The following is a 16,942-nucleotide window of genomic DNA, read 5'->3' on the forward strand; positions in this document are numbered from 1 at the left end:
CGCGCTCAGCCGCGGGCCCAACGCGGCAGGATGAACACGCCCTCGGCCTCGGCGGTGACGCCTTCGGAGTCCGAGAGATGGCCGGCGGCATACGCTTTGATGCCGTCGGTGCGGGTGATCTGACCTTCGGCGTGCAGATCGCCCAGCGGGGTGGCCCCACGTAACGGATGGTCAGGGTGCCGGTGAACCGTGGACTGTCCGGATCGTTGGCGGCGACCTCGCCGAGCAGGTGATCGAGCACCATCGCGACGATGCCGCCGTGCACATGCCCGGGCGGGCCTTCGTAGGCGGCTCCGAGGTGAAAGTTACTGGACACCACGCCCGAGGGGTGCTTGACGATCACCAGGGGCGGCGCGATCGGGTTGCGGATACCGATGGCCGGGTTGCCCCACGGCATCCGGTCTCCGTCGGACGTGAAGCGCACGCCGAACGCACCGTCGATCTGCTTGGCCCGCAGCCGTGCCGTGGCCGAGTCGATCTCCGCCTTGGCCGCGGCCACCTCGGCGGGGTCGGCCTCCGAGCGGATGGTCGCGTCGATCAGTGCGCGCACCGAATCTGCCAGCGGCTCGTAGGTGGACTTCAGGCGTTGCACGTCGGCCGAACGCAGGCCCTCGACATGGGTGTAACCCGGCATCTCAGCACTAGAACACGTTCTTGTGGCGGTGTCGAATCCGCGGGTCACAACTGCGCAACGAATGGCACTGCGGCGACTCCGGCCACATCATCGACAAAACCACAAACCCGAAAGAGAATGGGGCGCAAACTATTCAATCTGCGAGTTGGCCATGTCGACCCGAATCGGCTCCGGTTAGACGGTTCGAAGTGGCCCATCCGAGTACCTGAGGGGGAAGGGCCGCGTTGGCGATATTGTGCTGAGCTCGATTCTGGCTGCAGGTGAGTTACGGTATAAGTACCGCCCGGCCCTGCCGCGCGGACGGTGGGCTTGAGGCAACAGGCCAGCTGGATTTGCTATGCCTGTGAGGGGATGAGTCCCTTGATCACATTCTCACTAATGCTGACACCGCAATCGACAATCTCCGTCGATGTCCTATTTGCAGAGGCGTGTGCTGGTGTCATCGCCGAGCTCCGTGAGTGCGGATACACCATCGAGGGCGACTCCGCAGCGGACAGTAGCCTTCCTGTGGCGGAGCCCCTGCGCTACCGGGCCGACCCCGGCGGCGCGATGTTGACGGCGCTGACGACGCTCGACGGGCCCTCAGTGCAGTTCACTTTGGAAGGCGACCGGTTCGGCATGGCCGGCCCCACGGGCACGAACGATCCGCTGTTGTGGATGAGACTGGTGCAGTTGGGTTTTCAGCTGGCGCAGAGCTACTCCGTGGTTCCGGCCGTCTGTGACCCGGTCACTGGGTTTGGGCCGATACATCCGCACACACCTACATTCGACGCCGACCCCGCACCCCTACCTGCTACCTCGGCGGGCGACGCACTCTAGGCCTCACCTCAACGCACCGCCGTTGCCGACCCGCCGTGGCCCGCCGCACAGCTTATCTGCGCGCCAAGATCAGAAAGGCGCTGCGCGAGATGCAGCGCAAAGGCATGAAAATCAATCCCAATGCCCGCCGCACTGCGGGAGCAGCTTCGCACCCAGAAACGTGGCTACGAAACCACCATCGACGCACTGAAGCCGAAATCAAACAGCTCAAACACGACCTAGCCGCGGCCCACGGCGAAATCCACCGCCTCGGCGAGCGGTCGGATCGGCAACGAAACAATGCTCGTGTTCCGTCGCCAGGCGTCGGCCATCGCGGAGTGTCACGGTAACTGCTATTTTGCAAACCTCCGGACGCGCCGGTGAAATGTCGGGCGGTAACGGGTATTGAGAGGTTCTTGGTCCGGCGCGTCGACCGCGAGCAGGTTGGCGACCATCGAAGCGTTGTTGGGCGCGGCCGCGGTCATCATCGCCACGTGTGCCATCTCCCGGTCAGTGTTCGGAGGCACCACCAGCAAGACAATCCTGCTGCCGTCGAGCCCTTGAACTTCGATGGTGTTTGTCGGCTGCCGTCGGTATCCGTCGAGCCGTACCCGTCGCCCGCCGGTCGCGAGTTTCCTTGATGGAGTGGCCCATTCATTGAGGTTGTATATCACGCGGTCAATGCGCCCGAGCCGAACCGACAGCACGGCCAGGAGATCTGGCAGCTCCGCGGCGAGGTCGTCACTGTGCGGCCACCATGCGCCGTCGACGTGCCCGGTCGTCGGCGCCTTAGGCTTTAAGCGCAATCGCGGCGTGTGTTCCGGCCGTCCGACGGCGGGGCGATCTTGTATCAGCGTCATTGTGACGCTCCTGTCTTGACCGCGAACCGGCCAGATCCTACAAATCGACGACGACACAACCGTGAACGGTCGTATGACGAAGTACCGCCGATATGCCTTTAGTCTACTCGGGGTTGTCCAGCTCCGAGCCCCTCCCGTGGAGCAAACGGCGGCACCACCAACGTTCTCCGCTCGAAATCGCTGGAACATAGGCGCTTCCAGTCCCACGCAGTCGTTTCAGTCACACAGGTTCGGGTTCCCAACGGTTGGCTGGATGCCTTAGGCGGCAGCGGTCGGCCGGCCAGAGTCCGGCGGTGCCCACCGGACACCGACCGCTGTTAGCCATCGGAGGCAGGGCTCCGCTCGGCATGCAGAACAACCTGGTCGCCACATTGACTCTATGTGCGAAAATTGTTGACAGGCCTACGAATCAGGCGTGTACTGGACGTCTACTAGCGAAGAGACCTCGAATGCTCGTCATCGTCGAATTGACTGTCTTGTCTATGGCAATCGTGGGCGTGTTGAGCACCGCCGGGGCGACGCACCCGCTGACCCACTCGCCGTGTTCGGCCTGCAGCCCCCAGGGGCGAGCCGCATGTTGTTCCTCTTTGGGATCGCGGTCGGCGCGGTGACGTCGCTCGGACTTCGGCTACTGCTGACGGACCTGCGGCCGGCCGCGAGTCGCGCTGCCGATGCCCGCCGTGCGATCGCCCGCATTCACCGCCAAGCGGCGTTCATCAACCGAGACCACGACACCAGGCTCGAACATCAAGCGCGAGCCGACAGGGCCACGGGCCAGCGGTAGCGCCGAACTGGGAGCGATCTGCCGACACAATAGTCACTCGGTGGTGCGGCCAATAGCGCCCGCCGATTCAGCAAAGCGCTCAACACGTTGCACCAATCCAAGGGGTCGACATGTGTACGAACACAACCATTTTGAGCATCGTAACGACACGCCCACCCTTCGGCATGTTGCGAGAGAGGCATGTTCTATGACAAGTAGCGCTGAGCCGCAACAGTTTTCGCCGGGATGCTGGATCGTTCGCGCAAGCCGAACGAGCGCAGGTGGCCGATCCACCCGGCGCATTCCACCGGGATCGATCTGCGGGTCCGGCGGCAGATCTTTCTTTCTTGAGTATGGCTACCGCTCGGACTTTGGTGCCAGGGACGACGCGTTTGTCCCGCTCGTCGGTGGAATGGGTTCTCAGGAACGGTTCATCGCCGAATTGTGACATCATTCTGGTGCCCAAGGTCCAGGCCGAGGATCTATCGGAACTCAATGTGGGACAGGTCGTCTGGGGCTGGCCGCACTGGGTGCAGGATCCTGCGCTGACCCAGGTCGCCGTTGATCGGCGGGTGACGTTGATCGCCTTCGAGGCGATGAACCACTGGCAGGCCGACGGCGGATTCGGGCTGCACGTCGTCCACACAAGAACACCAGCTCGCCGGGTACTCCACGCCATGCAACTTGCCGGCATCACCGGCAGCTATGGTCGGCGTCTGCGCGCTTCGGTCATCGGGTCGGCGCCACCGCCCGCGGCGTTGACGATGTACGCGTGCTGACCAATCGCGAGGTGGCCGCCGAGGCGTTGTTGCCCCATATCGAAACGGTTCTGGCCGGTCCGCAGATGTGGAACTCGACCCCGACGATCTCCCGGCCCATCGAGATTCCGCGACGGCGTCGTTATCAATCCCAGCATCCTGTCGTTTCAGCAACCGCGAGGATACCTACCCGCACAGCGTCCGCACTGACTCGACCGAGCAGTCGCAATAACTACGCCGAACCAACGATTCACGTCCGCGGCTGCGCGCCGCCCTCGGAATCCCATGCCGACTGGGCTCCAGCCATTTCCTCCGGCCGAGCCCTGCGGCGCACTCCCGCCCGGAGTATGTCCTTGACTGTCATTGGGATGTAACGGGCCGCCGAAGTCGACCCGCCCATTTCGGCATGGTTGCCGATAACACGTGGTTCGGTGATGTGCGTCATGGCTGTCCCGCTATCTGCCCGCATTGGCGGGCGACTGGTTCCTTCGCTGCGAATCCCGCGCCGACCTGGATCACGTTCTCGCGAAGGACGTTTCGTTGTTTGTCGTCAGGCCTTCTCATCACGGTCTCGATTCGGGCGCCCGGAATGCCCGCCCAATGATTGGGTGGTGCGCGTAACCGCAGCGCGATCACGGCCACGCGGTTGGCCTCCGGGAATGGGACAAGAAGCGCGGGAGGCGCTCTTCAGCGGAACTTTTCGGGGATCGAATTTATCGCATGCAAAACGTGCACGGCCAGCTCGCTTGCGGCCTTGTCGCCAAGCTTCGAGTGAGCCGTGATGGTGTCCTTGACCAGTTCAACACGGAGGTCGTAGGGCGTACGAAACGTTGTTGGCGAAGTCATCGAATTTCCTTTTCAATCGGGCCTTTTCGCTCGACCCGAGCCGCCCGATACCTGTCACGGTACGCTCTTTTCGGTCGCCGGGGTTGACCACGGACATCTGCTCAACCGATCGACACCAGTTGGTCGATCGAATCCCTGGAAAGCTCGCCATCGACGATCGCCGTCACCTCCATTTTGGTCAGCGTGATCGCTCCCTTGTGGTTGTCGAGGAAGGCGATTTATGCGGCGTCACGGCCGGTGGCGATGCGCACCAGTGTCTGCCGCGGCGCCAACAACGTCCCGTCTACCACCCCCACCGCCCGTCGACGAACGCTTCGGAAACGGCATGGAAATCCATCGGCGCCAGATAACTTCGTCGCAGGGCAGCGCGCATAAGGGCCTGCTCGCCAACCTGCACGGGATCAGCGCAGCGTGCCCGTCACACCAGCCTGATAGCCCTGCGCTGTGAAACACCGAGATCGCCGTTCCGCGAGACACTGTCGGCAAGGCCCGATCCCATCCCCACCAGCGGCCTATCAGCTGGACGGAGTGGTCGGCCAGCCCTCCGCAGCCAGCCGTGCACCGACCCGGCGCACATCCCGCGGTGAGGGCAGCGTGTCGATCGCTTTGGTGATGGCCACCTCGATATCGGTGACCGCCACCGGGCATTTCCCGGTGGCGATAAGCTCGGCGGCAACGGCGCGGACTTCGTCGTCGCCGAGTTGACGCTGCAGCAACGCCAACAGCGGCACATAGGTGGCGGGCACCTCGTCGGGGTAGCCGGCCCGCAGAAAACCGACCACCCGAGCCACCATCGCCGGAATCAACATCTCACACACTCCCCGGCCAAGCTGGGATCGAACCGGGTTCCTCGGTCCACTGTAAATCTCGCCCGGCCCGCCTGCTCGGCGCAGAGTGCGACGGCAGAGTTCACTGCACCCCGATCACCGCGGCCTTACCTGCTGTTTACCGTCAGGCCACTGGGGGCTTTCAGAGTTGCGACTTATGCTCGAGGGTCGTGCGGACGGTTTTCCACCATCAACTCGACGAACTCAAGGCCGGGATCGCCGGGCTCTGCGAGCGCACCGGCAATTCGATGGCCGACGCCACCGCCGCCTTACTGCAACCGAACCTGCAGATCGCCGAAGAAGTTATCGACCGCTACCGTGACATCACCCACGAATGCACCCGGCTGGAAGCCGACGCCTTCACCATCCTGGCCCGCCAAGCCCCGGTGGCCGGTGACCTACGAGCCGTCGTGAGCACACTCAAAGACGTCGCCGACATGGGACGCATGGGCGCATTGGCCACCCACATCGCGCGCATCGCCCGCCGCCGCCACCCCAACCTCGCCGTCCCCGTCGACGTCGTCCTGCATTTCGCCGCGATGGGCCGTATCGCTGTACGGATCAGCGAGGACACCAAACACGTTGTACTCGCCAATGATCCCGACCAAGCGGCCCAACTGCGCGCCGACGACGAAGCGATGGACGATCTGCACCGCCATCTGTTCACCACGGTGATGGACCCGACGTGGACACACGGCACCGCCACCGCCGTCGACGTGACACTTCTCAGCCGCTACTACGAACGCTTCGCCGACCACGCCGTCGAGGTCGCCGACCGCGTCATCTACCAAACCACCGGCGCCCACCGCGCCTGACTTGCCGCGGCGAGCAGTCGCAAGGTCAGGGCATCACGCCCCAAGCGCGACCGTAGATACGGTGCCCTCAACTCAAGACCTGAAAGCCCCGAGAGCACGTATTCGGACAGTTCCGATACCGCCAGATACCAGCTGTATGCCGGGCCAGTGAGCCGCCACCGTAGGCGTACCGATCGGGCCGGGCACGCCGATTCGGCTCAGCGGTTGTGCCAACACTTCTCGCGGGGCCAGCGGCTGAACTATCGTGCCAGCCGTGACGGAAGCCGACGCGTACTACGACCTGGGCACCTACCACCGGCCCGTCGACACCCCGTCGCAGCCGGCGCAGACCTGGTTCGACCGTGGCCTCATCTGGGCCTATGCGTTCAACCACGACGAGGCCATCCGCTGTTTCGAACGCGCGCTGGAATTCGATCCCGATCTGGCGATCGCGCGGTGGGGCATCGCATACGCGGTGGGGCCCAATTACAACAAGGCCTGGGAGGCGTTCGATCCGGTCGATCTGGCCACGTCACTGGCCCGGGCCCGCGCCGAGCTCGACCTGGCCGCGGGCGGACGCGCGTCGACCATCGAGCGGGCCCTGATAAGCGCTCTGCGACAACGGTTTCCGACCGGCGACCCCGACGACACCGAGGCGCTGACCGCAGGCCACGCCGCCTACGCCGACGCCATGGCGGTCCTGGCCGCTGAGCATCCCGGCGACATCGACGTGCAGGCGCTGGCGGCCGACGCCCTGGTCAACGTGACCGCCTGGGCGCTGTGGGACGGACGTACGGGCGAACCCGCGCCGGGTTCTCGGGTCATCGAGGCCAAGGCCATCCTCGATGCCGCACTGACCAACTCCGAGGGACGCGGCCACCCCGGAATCCTGCATCTGTACATCCATGCCATGGAGATGTCGGCCACGCCGCAGGATGCTCTGCCCGCGGCGGATCTGCTGCGCGGCCTGGTGCCCGACGCGGGCCACCTGCAGCACATGCCCAGCCACATCGATGTGCTCTGCGGCGACTACCACAACTCAGTCGTCGCGAATCAGGCTGCCGTGCAAGCAGACCGGAAATTCGTCGAGCGGTCCGGCGCGCTCAACTTCTACTCTCTGTACCGCGCCCACGATCTGCATTTCGTGGTGTACTCGGCGATGTTCGCCGGCAACTACCAGACGGCGAGCAGCGCGGCCGACGAACTGGCGCGCCAGCTCACCCCTGAACTGCTCGCGGTCCCGTCACCACCGATGGCCGACTGGCTCGAGGCGTTCGTACCGCTGCGCGTGCACGTGCTGGTGCGGTTCGGACGCTGGGACGATCTGATCGCCGAACCGCTACCCGCCGACGCCGAGTTGTACAGCACCACCACGGCCACCATCCACTACGGCCGCGGTGTCGCCCACGCCGCCAAGGGTCAACTCCCCCAGGCTCGCGCCGAGCGGGACGCCTTCGCTGCCGCGTACCGGCGCATCCCCGAGAGCCGCTACTTGTTCAACAACACCAGCCTCGACATCCTCGCGGTCGCCGCGGCCATGCTCGACGGTGAGATCGCTTACCGGGAAGGCAAATTCGACGACGCGTTCGCGCACTTACGGCGCGCCATCGAGCTCGACGACGGGCTGCCCTACGACGAACCGTGGGGCTGGATGCAACCCACCCGACATGCCTATGGCGCCCTGCTGCTCGAACAGGGCCGGGTCGAGGAAGCCGCCGGGGTGTACGCCGCCGACCTCGGCCTTGATCCGACGCTGAACCGGTCGAGCCATCACCCCGGCAACGTGTGGAGCCTGCACGGATACCACGAATGCCTGCAGCGGCTGGGCCGCGACGCCGAGGCGACGATCATCGCCCGGCAACTGGAACTCGCCCGGGCCCGCGCCGATGTTCCGATCGTCGCGTCGTGCGCGTGCCGCCTGGACGTCGCACCCACCTGTTGCGGTGGTTGACCGTCGTTGTGCCCCGGAGCCGTCGTCGCTCGCCGTAAACTCGCGACCGTGGCCATCAGCGACACCGACCTCAAGCACCTGCGCAAATGCGTCGTACTCGCCCGCGAAGCCCTCGACGATGGCGATCAACCGTTCGGGTCGATCCTGGTCGACTACACCGGCACCACGGTGTTCGCCGACCGCAATCGGGTCAAGGACGGCGACGAAACCCAGCACCCGGAGTTCGCCATTGCCCGCTGGGCCGCCGAACATCTGAGCCCGCAGCGGCGGGCGCGCGCCACGGTGTACACCTCCGGCGAACACTGCCCGATGTGCGCGGCAGCGCACGCCTGGGTCGGGCTCGGCCGCATCGTCTACGCGACCTCCAGCGAACAACTGACCGGATGGCTCAGTGAATGGGGCGTCCCGCCGGCCCCGGTGGCGCCGCTGCCGATCAGCACCGTGGCGCCCGGTGTCGCGGTCGACGGCCCGGCCCCCGAACTGGCCGAGGAGATGAAGGACCTGTACGCGGCGAAGTTTCGTGCCTGAGCCGGGGTGGGTGGCGCACGCCATCTGGTGGCAGATCTACCCCTTGGGCTTCGTCGGTGCGTTTCCCGCCGAACCGGTGCCGGGCCCTGATGAACACCGCTTGCGCCGGGTCATCGAATGGCTGGACCACGCCGTGGAACTCGGCGCGTCCGGTATCGCCTTGGGACCGATCTTCGCCTCGCGCACCCATGGTTACGACACCACCGATCACTTCCGCATCGATCCACGGCTCGGCGACGACGCCGATTTCGACGAGTTGGTGGCCCAAGCGCACCGACGCGGGCTGCGGGTGCTGCTCGACGGGGTGTTCAACCACGTCGGCACCGACTTCGCGCAGTACCGCGAGGCGCTCGACGGCGGACCTGACCATCCGGCGTCGGGGTGGTTCCGACGCCGCGGGTCGCAAGCGCGGTTCGACACCTTCGAGGGGCACGGTGAGCTGATCGCGCTCAACCACGCGAGCCCGGAGGTGGTGGAGTACACGGTCTCGGTGCTGCGGCACTGGCTGGCGCGCGGCGCGGACGGCTGGCGACTGGACGCCGCATACGCCGTGCCGGACCGGTTCTGGGCGCAGGTATTGCCAAGAGTGCGTGAGGAATTCGCCGACGCATGGTTCGTCGGCGAGGTGATCCACGGTGACTACGCCGCCACCGTCAGCGCTGCCACCTTCGACTCGGTCACGCAGTACGAACTTTGGAAAGCGATCTGGAGCAGCCTCAACGACGGCAACTTTCACGAGCTGGACTGGGGGCTGCAGCGGCACAACGATTTTCTCGACACTTTCGTGCCGTTGACGTTCGTGGGAAACCACGACGTCACCCGGATCGCCAGCCAGCTGACCAACCCGGGCCACGTTGAACATGCCCTGGTCATCCTGCTCACCACCGGCGGCACCCCGAGCATCTACGCGGGTGACGAATCGGGCTACCACGGTGTCAAAGAAGAGCGCCGCGGCGGGGATGACGCGGTTCGGCCCCGATTCGATGAACTCCCTGAGGATTCCGATATCCTGCGGTTCCACCGCTATCTGATCGGACTGCGTCGGCGCCATCCGTGGCTGCACACCGCGACGACGACCGCGCTGAAACTGACCAACACGCAGTACATCTACCGCACCACGGCCGGGGATGAATCGTTGATCGTCGCCCTCAATGTCGACGACGCCCCGCTGGCCGTCTCGCTGCCCGACCTCGGTACACGGGCGGGAACGGTGCTCGCCGGGTCAGGGGCTCCCCCGCAACACGAGATCGCCGAGACCGAGGTTGCACCACACGGCTGGCTGATCATTCAGCCGCACTGAGCATCTCGCACGTCGCCGGATCGGCGAGCCCGTCGTAGAACTTGTCCAGCACGGCCTGAAAGTCCGCGGGATCGGCGGCAACCGCGGCGAACAGCGTCATGCACGACCGGACCTTGAGACAGTCCGGCCAGCCGAAGATCTGCTCGGCGGACCGCCCGTCGATCGCGGCCACCAGGCGCGCGCACTCCCGCAACCGCGGTCCCAGCGTCGGATCGGCCAGGTAGGCCCGAGCCTCGTGCGCCGAGGCGATGCCGTAATGATGCGCGGTCGGGCTGCGGCCCAGCCCACGCAGCTGCGGGAAGATGAACCAGATCCAGTGAGTGCGCTTGCGGCCACCGGCCAGTTCGGCGAGCACGGTCGGGTAAACGCGTTCCTGCGCCTCGGTGAAGCGACGCAGATCATCAGGGTCAGCCGCAGTGACCATCTGTCGAATGTCGCACAGATACTGTGCAACCGGCCACGAGTTGCCGCGAAAGTGTTCGACTTGGCGGCTGCACAGTTAGTGTTCCGTTCCGATGACGACCGAAGCCGACTCCCCAGACGTCGAGATGCCCGCGCGCAATCAACGACACCCGCGCCGCCGCATCATGTCCAGGATCAGCATTCAGTCCAAGCTGCTCGCGATGCTGTTGATCACCAGCGTGCTGTCGGCGGCGGTGGTCGGGGCCATCGGCTATCAGTCAGGCCGGAGTTCGCTGCGCAATTCGGTGTTCGACCGGCTCACCGAGATCCGGTCGGCGCAGACCCGCCAGCTGGAGGCTGAATTCCGGTATCTGCGGGACTCATTGCTGGTCTACACGCGAGGAACCACTGCCACCGAAGCTGCCCGGGCGTTCACCGCGGGATTCGACCAGCTCCTGGACGCCGGGATCACGCCCGTACAGCAGCAGGCGATCGTCGACTACTACCGCAACCAGTTCGCCAAGGCTGAGAAGGCCGAGAGCGGCAACGACGTCGACGTGGCCGCGCTGCTGCCCACCACCAATCCCCAAAAATGGCTTCAGGCCAACTACATGGCGCCGTTCAGCGACTGGGACTCGGCGCTGAAGTTCTCCGACGCGCACGACGGCAGCGCCTGGTCGGCCGCGTGCGCGCGGTTCAACGACTACTTCCGCACCGTCGTCGAGCGGTTCAAATTCGAAGACGCACTGCTGCTCGATACCCGCGGCAACGTGGTGTACAGCGCATACAAGGGCGTCGACCTGGGCACCAACGTCTACACGGGACCGTTTCGTGGCGGCAGCCTCACCGACGCGTACCGGCGGGCCATCACGTCCAACGCCATCGACTACGTCGATGTCACCGACTTCAGCGACTACCAGCCGGCCCAGGCCCCGACTGCCTGGATGATGTCGCCCATCGGCAGCGAGGGCCGCATCGAGGGCGTGCTCGCCCTGCAATTGCCCATCACCGGGGTGAACCGGGTGATGACGGCCAACCAGCAGTGGCAAGAAGCCGGCATGGGATCGACCGGTGAGACCATCCTGGTGGGCCCGGACGGTTTGATGCGTTCGGTATCGCGGACGTTCGTCCAGAACCGCGACGAGTACAAGAAAGACGTCGTCGACGCGGGCACCCCGCCGGATGTCGCGGCCACCGCGATCCGCCAGGGCGGCACCACACTGGTGCAACCGGTGGCCAGTGATGCGGCGCGGTTGGCGCAACGCGGTCAGACCGGCACCATGATCGACGTCGACTATCTCGGCCACGAGACGCTGCAGTCCTACGCCCCCGTGAACCTGCCAGGCCTCGACTGGGTGATGGTGGCCAAGATCGACACCACCGAGGCATTCGCCCCGGTGACGGTGTTCACGCGGACCCTCGTGCTCTCGACGGTGGCGATGATCTTCGTGGTGTGTATCGCCGCCATCGGGCTGGCCCGGTTCTTCGTGCGCCCGCTCCGACGTCTGGAGGCGGGGGCACAGCAGATCAGCTCGGGCGACTACGGGGTGTCGCTACCGGTCCTCTCGCGTGACGAATTCGGTGATCTCACAGTCGCTTTCAACGAGATGAGCCGCAATCTGCGGATCAAGGAGGATCTGCTCGAAGAGCAGCGCAAAGAGAACGACCGGCTGCTGTTGACGATGATGCCCGAACCGGTGGTGCAGCGGTACCGCGAGGGCGAAGAGACCATCGCCCAGGACCACCAGAACGTCACCGTGATCTTCGCCGATTTCGTGGGCATCGACGCGCTGGCCGCCAATCTCAGCTCCGATGAACTGCTGGCCATCGTCAACAAGCTGGTGCGGCAGTTCGACGCCGCGGCCGAACATCTGGGTGTCGAGCGGGTACGTACGCTGCACAACGGCTACCTCGCGAGCTGTGGGCTCACGGTGCCTCGGCTCGACAACGTACGCCGCACCGTGGATTTCGGAGCCGAGATGCAGCGCATCGTCGACCGGTTCCGCGCCGAGACCGGACACGATCTCAGGTTGCGGGCCGGCATCGACACCGGCACCGTCAGCAGCGGTTTGGTCGACAGGTCCAGCCTGGCCTACGACATGTGGGGAACGGCCGTCGATCTGGCCTACCGGGTGCGCAGCGGTGGGCCGCAGCCCGGCATCTACGTCACGACGCGCGTGCGGGACGCCACTTTGGATGTCCGCCAGTTCACCGAGGCGGGGTCGGTGACCGTCGACGGCACCGAGGAGCAGATCTGGCGACTCGCGGAGCGTCAGCCGTGAGAAGCGTGCTGGAGACCGACTGGTTCTACTGGGCCCTGGCCGTGGCGATCGGCCTGCCGGTCGGCCTGGTCCTGCTCACCGAGCTGAACAACACGCTGGCGCGCCGCGGAAGCTATCTGGCCCGGCCGGTGGGCCTGCTGCGCAACTACATCCTGCCGTTGGGTGCCCTGCTGGTCCTGCTGGTCAAGGGCGGCGACATCTCGGGCGAGACGACCACCGTGCGCATCGTCGCCACCGCATTCGGTTTCGTGGTGATGATCCTCTTGCTGTCGGGTTTGAACGCCACCTTGTTCCAAGGTGCGCCGGAAGGCAGCTGGCGCAAGCGGATCCCGTCGATCTTTCTCGATGTGGCGCGCTTTGCCCTGATCGCGGTCGGCGTCGGGTTGATCTTCGCCTACGTGTGGGGCGCCCATGTCGGCGGTCTGTTCACCGCGCTGGGAATCTCGTCGATCGTGCTCGGCCTGGCGCTGCAGAACTCGGTGGGCCAGATCATCTCCGGTCTGCTGCTGTTGTTCGAACAGCCGTTCCGGCTCGGCGACTGGCTCGACACCCCCTCGGCGCGCGGCCGGGTGGTCGAAGTGAATTGGCGCGCCACCCATATCGATACCGGCAGCGGCATGCAGATCATGCCCAACTCGGTGCTGGCCGGCGCCTCGTTCACTAACCTGAGCCGGCCGGAGGCGTCGTACTCGCTGTCTATCGTCAGTACGTTCGCCCCCTCCGATGCACCGGATCAGGTATGCGCGCTGCTCGCCGGGGTCGCCCGACAACTTCCCCAAGTACGTCCGGAGGGCGTGGTCAAGGCGGTTCCGATCGGCGGTAACGATTACCGCACCACGATCCCGGTGCGGTCCCCCGCCGACGACGGCGCCACCAAAGCGGTCTTCCTGCGATGGGTCTGGTACGCCGCGCGGCGCGCCGAATTGCACCTCGACGGCGTCGAGGACGATTTCAACACCCCGGAGCGGCTGACCAAGGCCTGCCGGCGACTGGCGTCGGCGTTGCGGCTCAGCCATACCGATCTGCAGGAGTTGCTCGGACACGCCGTCCTGAGCCGCTACGGAGTCGATGAAAGCATCCAGACCGCGGGCGAGATACCGACCTGCATGAGCTTCATGGTGCAGGGACGAGGACAGGTCACCGCGATGGGGGCCGACGGTATCGTCGCGCCTGTCCGCGCGTTGCAGCCCGGAGACTTCCTAGGCCACAGTGCGCTGACCCGCGAAGCGACGCGGACCTCGGTGCACGCTGTCGAGGAAACCACGATGCTGCAGGTGGACCGCGATTTTCTCGAAGAGCTGGTGACGCGAAATCCCTTGCTGCTGCACGAGTTGAGCCGCATCTTTGACCAACGCAGGACAGAGGCTCGCCAGGCGGTGGCCACCACGTCGCCGCCGGACTCGGTCTCGGCGCCGAGTTCCAATCGTTAGCCAACCGCGATCTGCCCACCCGGTCGTGTTACGCGTGTGACTCATGGGGCACATGATTCACTTTGCTCGCAAAGCGACGGCAATTGCTTGTGGCAAGCAAACGAAAGGTGGGTTGGTTGCCGTTATGAAGTTCCTCAGAAACATGCGTGGCACGACAGCGTGGATCACGTTGCGCCGGTTGATGGTCGGCGCCATCGCGACGCTGGCACTGCCCGGGCTGATCGGTATCGCCGGGGGGTCGGCGACCGCTGGAGCGTTCTCCCGGCCGGGCCTGCCCGTCGAGTACCTCGATGTCTTTTCGCCGTCGATGAACCGCAACATCCGCGTCCAGTTCCAGGGCGGCGGCCCGCACGCCGTGTACCTGCTCGACGGTCTGCGCGCCCAGGACGATTTCAACGGCTGGGACATCAACACGCCGGCGTTCGAGTGGTACTACCAGTCCGGCCTGTCGACGATCATGCCGGTCGGCGGCCAGTCCAGCTTCTACACCGACTGGTACCAGCCGTCGAAAGGCAACGGGCAGAACTACACCTACAAGTGGGAAACGTTCCTGACCAACGAGCTGCCCGCCTGGCTGGCCGCCAATCGTGGTGTGTCGCAGACCGGTAACGCCGTCGTCGGAATCTCGATGGCCGGCAGCGCGGCCCTGACCTACGCGATCTACCACCCGCAGCAGTTCATCTACGCGGGCACCCTGTCCGGATTCCTGAACCCGTCCGAGGGTTGGTGGCCGATGCTGATCGGTCTGGCGATGAACGACGCGGGCGGCTACAACCCCGAGAGCATGTGGGGTCCGTCCACCGATCCGGCGTGGAAGCGCAACGATCCGATGGTCAACATCAACCAGCTGGTCGCCAACAACACCCGCATCTGGATCTACTGCGGCACCGGCACCCCGTCTGATCTCGACACCGGGACCAATGGCGGCAACCTGATGGCCGCACAGTTCCTCGAAGGGCTGACCTTGCGCACCAACGTCACCTTCCGCGACAACTACATCGCGGCAGGCGGCAACAACGGAGTGTTCAACTTCCCGCCGAACGGCACGCACAGCTGGGGCTACTGGGGACAGCAGCTGCAGCAGATGAAGCCGGACATCCAGCGGGTGCTGGGCGCACAGTCCGCCACCTAACTACAAGATCCACCCACCCAGGGAGCCTGCCGTTACCCCCGACGGCAGGCTCCCTGTCCATGTCGGTTGCCGTAGATTCGGCTAGTGCCATCTTGGGGAGCCTTAATCGCGTTCACGACCGCATCGTTTCTGTTGATCGTCATCCCGGGTCCGAGTGTCCTTTTCGTCATCGGCCGATCCCTGGCCCTCGGGCGCCAGGCTGGATTTCTCAGCGTGGTAGGTAACGAACTCGGAGGGCTGGTGCCTGTTGCAGCGGTGGCGTTCGGAGTTGGCGGCATCGTTGCCAAGTCGGTTGTTCTATTCACCGTGGTCAAGGTGCTCGGCGCTGCCTACCTCGCATATCTCGGGGTGCAAGCGATCAGGCACCGCAATGACGGACTTGGCCACGCCGCCAACACACATCCCACACAGCGGACCGGATGGCTGACGGTACGGCAGGGGTTCATCGTAGGTGCGACGAACCCGAAGACGATCGTGTTCTTTGTGGCAGCACTCCCCCAATTCGTCAGTTTCTCTGCCGGAGGCGTTGCCGCTCAAATGATGATCTTGGGGCTTGCGTTCACCATGATCGCCTTCCTGTGTGACAGCATCTGGGCACTTCTCGCCGGAACCGCACGTGGGTGGCTTGCATCGTCACCTAGGCGCGTACCGCGCATCCGTGCGACCGGCGGAGGGTTGATGATCGGCCTCGCCGGCACTCTTGCCTTCACCGGCAACAAGGGGTGACGAAGCCTGCCGAATCGACCCACCTCGGCCCAGCGCGAATTCGCCTGGCGGCCAGTGTTATCCGGACCGTCATGCTGCCGGGCTCATGCCTCACGCCTAGTTTGGCGATGGTGGGGGTGATTCCGGTTGGAAGGGTGTGTACCACCACCAATCGGCGCGTTCGCCGGTCGGCCCTCGGTAAGGCGGTACCTGGGGTGGTGGTGTGGTTGGTGGTCGCGCCAGTGATCCGGGATGTAGCTGCTTGCCGGTGGGGTCGGTGACGCTGAGGTGGTGGGCGGGCCCGGTGATGGTGATGCCACCCTTGTGGTGCAACCGGTGGTGGTACGGGCAGAGCAACACCAGATTGTCGAGTTCGGTCGCGCCGCCATCTTCCCAGTGGGTGATGTGGTGGGCATGCAACCCTCGGGTCGCGCCGCAGCCGGGTACGGCGCAGCAGCGATCCCGATACTCCAACACCCGGCGTAGCCGCCGGTTGACCGTACGGGTGGTACGTCCGGCGCCGATCGGCTGGCCGTGGCGTTCGAACCACACCTCACACGTGGCATCACAACTCAGGTAGCGCCGCTCGTCCTCGGACAGTGCTGGGCCCAGATGCAGGGCGGCAACCGGCTTCTCCCCGTCCTTGTCGAGATCAACGTGCACCACGACGGTGGTGCGCTGCCCATGCGGGCGGCGCGCCACGTCGGTATCCCAGCCGGCCTCGACCACACTCATGAACGCATCCACGGTGTCCGGGAACGGCGGCGCCTGCTCCGAGGTTCCACCATCAGCATCTTCGTGGTCGCGTTTCCACTCGCGATCAGCGCATCCTGATGTGACTGCATCGCGGCGTCGACGGTGGCGGCTTCGTCGTGGGGCAGGGTGATCTGGTAGGTGGTGTGGTCCTCGTGCACGTCTTTGCGGAACGCGCG

15 protein-coding genes and 3 pseudogenes are annotated in these 16,942 nt (G+C 65.2%); 11 read left to right on the forward strand and 7 right to left on the reverse strand.

Annotated elements, in window-relative coordinates:
- Positions 1–5: 5 nt before the first annotated feature.
- A pseudogene (locus A5784_RS37715) lies at positions 6–634 on the reverse strand (PaaI family thioesterase).
- A 507-nt stretch (positions 635–1,141) separates the two neighbouring features.
- Here A5784_RS37715 and A5784_RS22540 point away from each other — a divergent pair.
- Positions 1,142–1,453 (forward strand): hypothetical protein, encoded by a 312-nt coding sequence (locus tag A5784_RS22540; protein ID WP_156750714.1) that lies wholly within the window; start codon positions 1,142–1,144, stop codon positions 1,451–1,453.
- 332 nt (positions 1,454–1,785) lie between these two features.
- On the opposite strand, the gene A5784_RS22545 is transcribed toward A5784_RS22540, so the two are convergent.
- Positions 1,786–2,292, reverse strand: a complete 507-nt coding sequence (locus tag A5784_RS22545; protein WP_064947115.1) for a DUF5994 family protein — start codon at positions 2,290–2,292, stop codon at positions 1,786–1,788.
- A 574-nt stretch (positions 2,293–2,866) separates the two neighbouring features.
- On the opposite strand from A5784_RS22545, the gene A5784_RS22550 reads away from it, so the two are divergent.
- On the forward strand, positions 2,867–3,076 hold the full coding sequence (locus A5784_RS22550; protein WP_064947116.1) for a hypothetical protein: 210 nt from the start codon (positions 2,867–2,869) through the stop codon (positions 3,074–3,076).
- Positions 3,077–3,513: 437 nt separating this feature from the next.
- The gene (locus A5784_RS39290; RefSeq protein ID WP_232006206.1) at positions 3,514–3,834 is read left to right on the forward strand and encodes a Rossmann-fold NAD(P)-binding domain-containing protein; all 321 of its coding nucleotides are present in this window, start codon (positions 3,514–3,516) and stop codon (positions 3,832–3,834) included.
- Positions 3,835–4,500: 666 nt separating this feature from the next.
- Here the strand turns inward: A5784_RS39290 and A5784_RS38840 are convergent.
- From A5784_RS38840 to A5784_RS22560, 3 genes and pseudogenes are all read right to left on the reverse strand, one after another.
- Entirely contained in the window at positions 4,501–4,659 is a 159-nt protein-coding gene (locus A5784_RS38840) for a DUF6307 family protein (protein WP_197514838.1), read from the reverse strand.
- 101 nt (positions 4,660–4,760) lie between these two features.
- Positions 4,761–4,999: pseudogene (locus A5784_RS39295) on the reverse strand (transglutaminase-like domain-containing protein); the annotation flags it as partial.
- A gap of 175 nt (positions 5,000–5,174) precedes the next feature.
- Positions 5,175–5,468 carry a DUF3349 domain-containing protein gene (locus A5784_RS22560; RefSeq protein ID WP_064947117.1) on the reverse strand — a complete coding sequence of 98 codons (294 nt, stop codon included), beginning with the start codon at positions 5,466–5,468 and terminating at the stop codon, positions 5,175–5,177.
- 188 nt (positions 5,469–5,656) lie between these two features.
- Between A5784_RS22560 and phoU the strand changes: the two genes are divergently transcribed.
- From phoU to A5784_RS22580, 4 genes are all read left to right on the forward strand, one after another.
- Positions 5,657–6,301, forward strand: coding sequence for a phosphate signaling complex protein PhoU (gene phoU, locus A5784_RS22565; RefSeq protein ID WP_064947118.1), 645 nt, complete (start codon positions 5,657–5,659; stop codon positions 6,299–6,301).
- Positions 6,302–6,554: 253 nt separating this feature from the next.
- Entirely contained in the window at positions 6,555–8,231 is a 1,677-nt protein-coding gene (locus tag A5784_RS22570) for a tetratricopeptide repeat protein (RefSeq protein ID WP_232006208.1), read from the forward strand.
- Positions 8,232–8,279: 48 nt separating this feature from the next.
- On the forward strand, positions 8,280–8,759 hold the full coding sequence (locus tag A5784_RS22575) for a nucleoside deaminase (RefSeq protein ID WP_064947120.1): 480 nt from the start codon (positions 8,280–8,282) through the stop codon (positions 8,757–8,759).
- Positions 8,752–10,059, forward strand: a complete 1,308-nt coding sequence (locus tag A5784_RS22580) for an alpha-amylase family glycosyl hydrolase (RefSeq protein ID WP_064947121.1) — start codon at positions 8,752–8,754, stop codon at positions 10,057–10,059. The genes A5784_RS22575 and A5784_RS22580 overlap by 8 nt, the downstream gene beginning before the upstream one ends.
- On the opposite strand, the gene A5784_RS22585 is transcribed toward A5784_RS22580, so the two are convergent.
- Positions 10,043–10,483, reverse strand: a complete 441-nt coding sequence (locus tag A5784_RS22585; protein ID WP_064947122.1) for a DUF1810 domain-containing protein — start codon at positions 10,481–10,483, stop codon at positions 10,043–10,045. The two genes, A5784_RS22580 and A5784_RS22585, sit on opposite strands and share 17 nt — an antisense overlap.
- Before the next feature lie 91 nt (positions 10,484–10,574).
- Here A5784_RS22585 and A5784_RS22590 point away from each other — a divergent pair, with 91 nt between their 5' ends.
- The 4 genes from A5784_RS22590 (at position 10,575) to A5784_RS22605 (ending at position 16,031) form a co-directional block, all read left to right on the forward strand.
- A complete protein-coding gene (locus A5784_RS22590) occupies positions 10,575–12,743 on the forward strand; it encodes an adenylate/guanylate cyclase domain-containing protein (protein ID WP_064947123.1) in 2,169 nt (722 codons plus the stop codon).
- On the forward strand, positions 12,740–14,173 hold the full coding sequence (locus tag A5784_RS22595) for a mechanosensitive ion channel domain-containing protein (RefSeq protein ID WP_064947124.1): 1,434 nt from the start codon (positions 12,740–12,742) through the stop codon (positions 14,171–14,173). Before A5784_RS22590 ends, A5784_RS22595 begins: the two co-directional genes overlap by 4 nt.
- 124 nt (positions 14,174–14,297) lie before the next feature.
- Complete coding sequence (locus A5784_RS22600) at positions 14,298–15,305, forward strand: esterase family protein (protein ID WP_064947125.1); 1,008 nt, start codon at positions 14,298–14,300, stop codon at positions 15,303–15,305.
- A gap of 84 nt (positions 15,306–15,389) precedes the next feature.
- Positions 15,390–16,031 carry a LysE family translocator gene (locus tag A5784_RS22605; protein ID WP_082945014.1) on the forward strand — a complete coding sequence of 214 codons (642 nt, stop codon included), beginning with the start codon at positions 15,390–15,392 and terminating at the stop codon, positions 16,029–16,031.
- Positions 16,032–16,127: 96 nt separating this feature from the next.
- Here A5784_RS22605 and A5784_RS22610 read toward each other — a convergent pair.
- Positions 16,128–16,942: pseudogene (locus A5784_RS22610) on the reverse strand (HNH endonuclease signature motif containing protein); the annotation flags it as partial.

It is taken from the genome of Mycobacterium sp. 852013-50091_SCH5140682 (genome assembly GCF_001665685.1).
Classification (GTDB): Bacteria; Actinomycetota; Actinomycetes; order Mycobacteriales; family Mycobacteriaceae; genus Mycobacterium.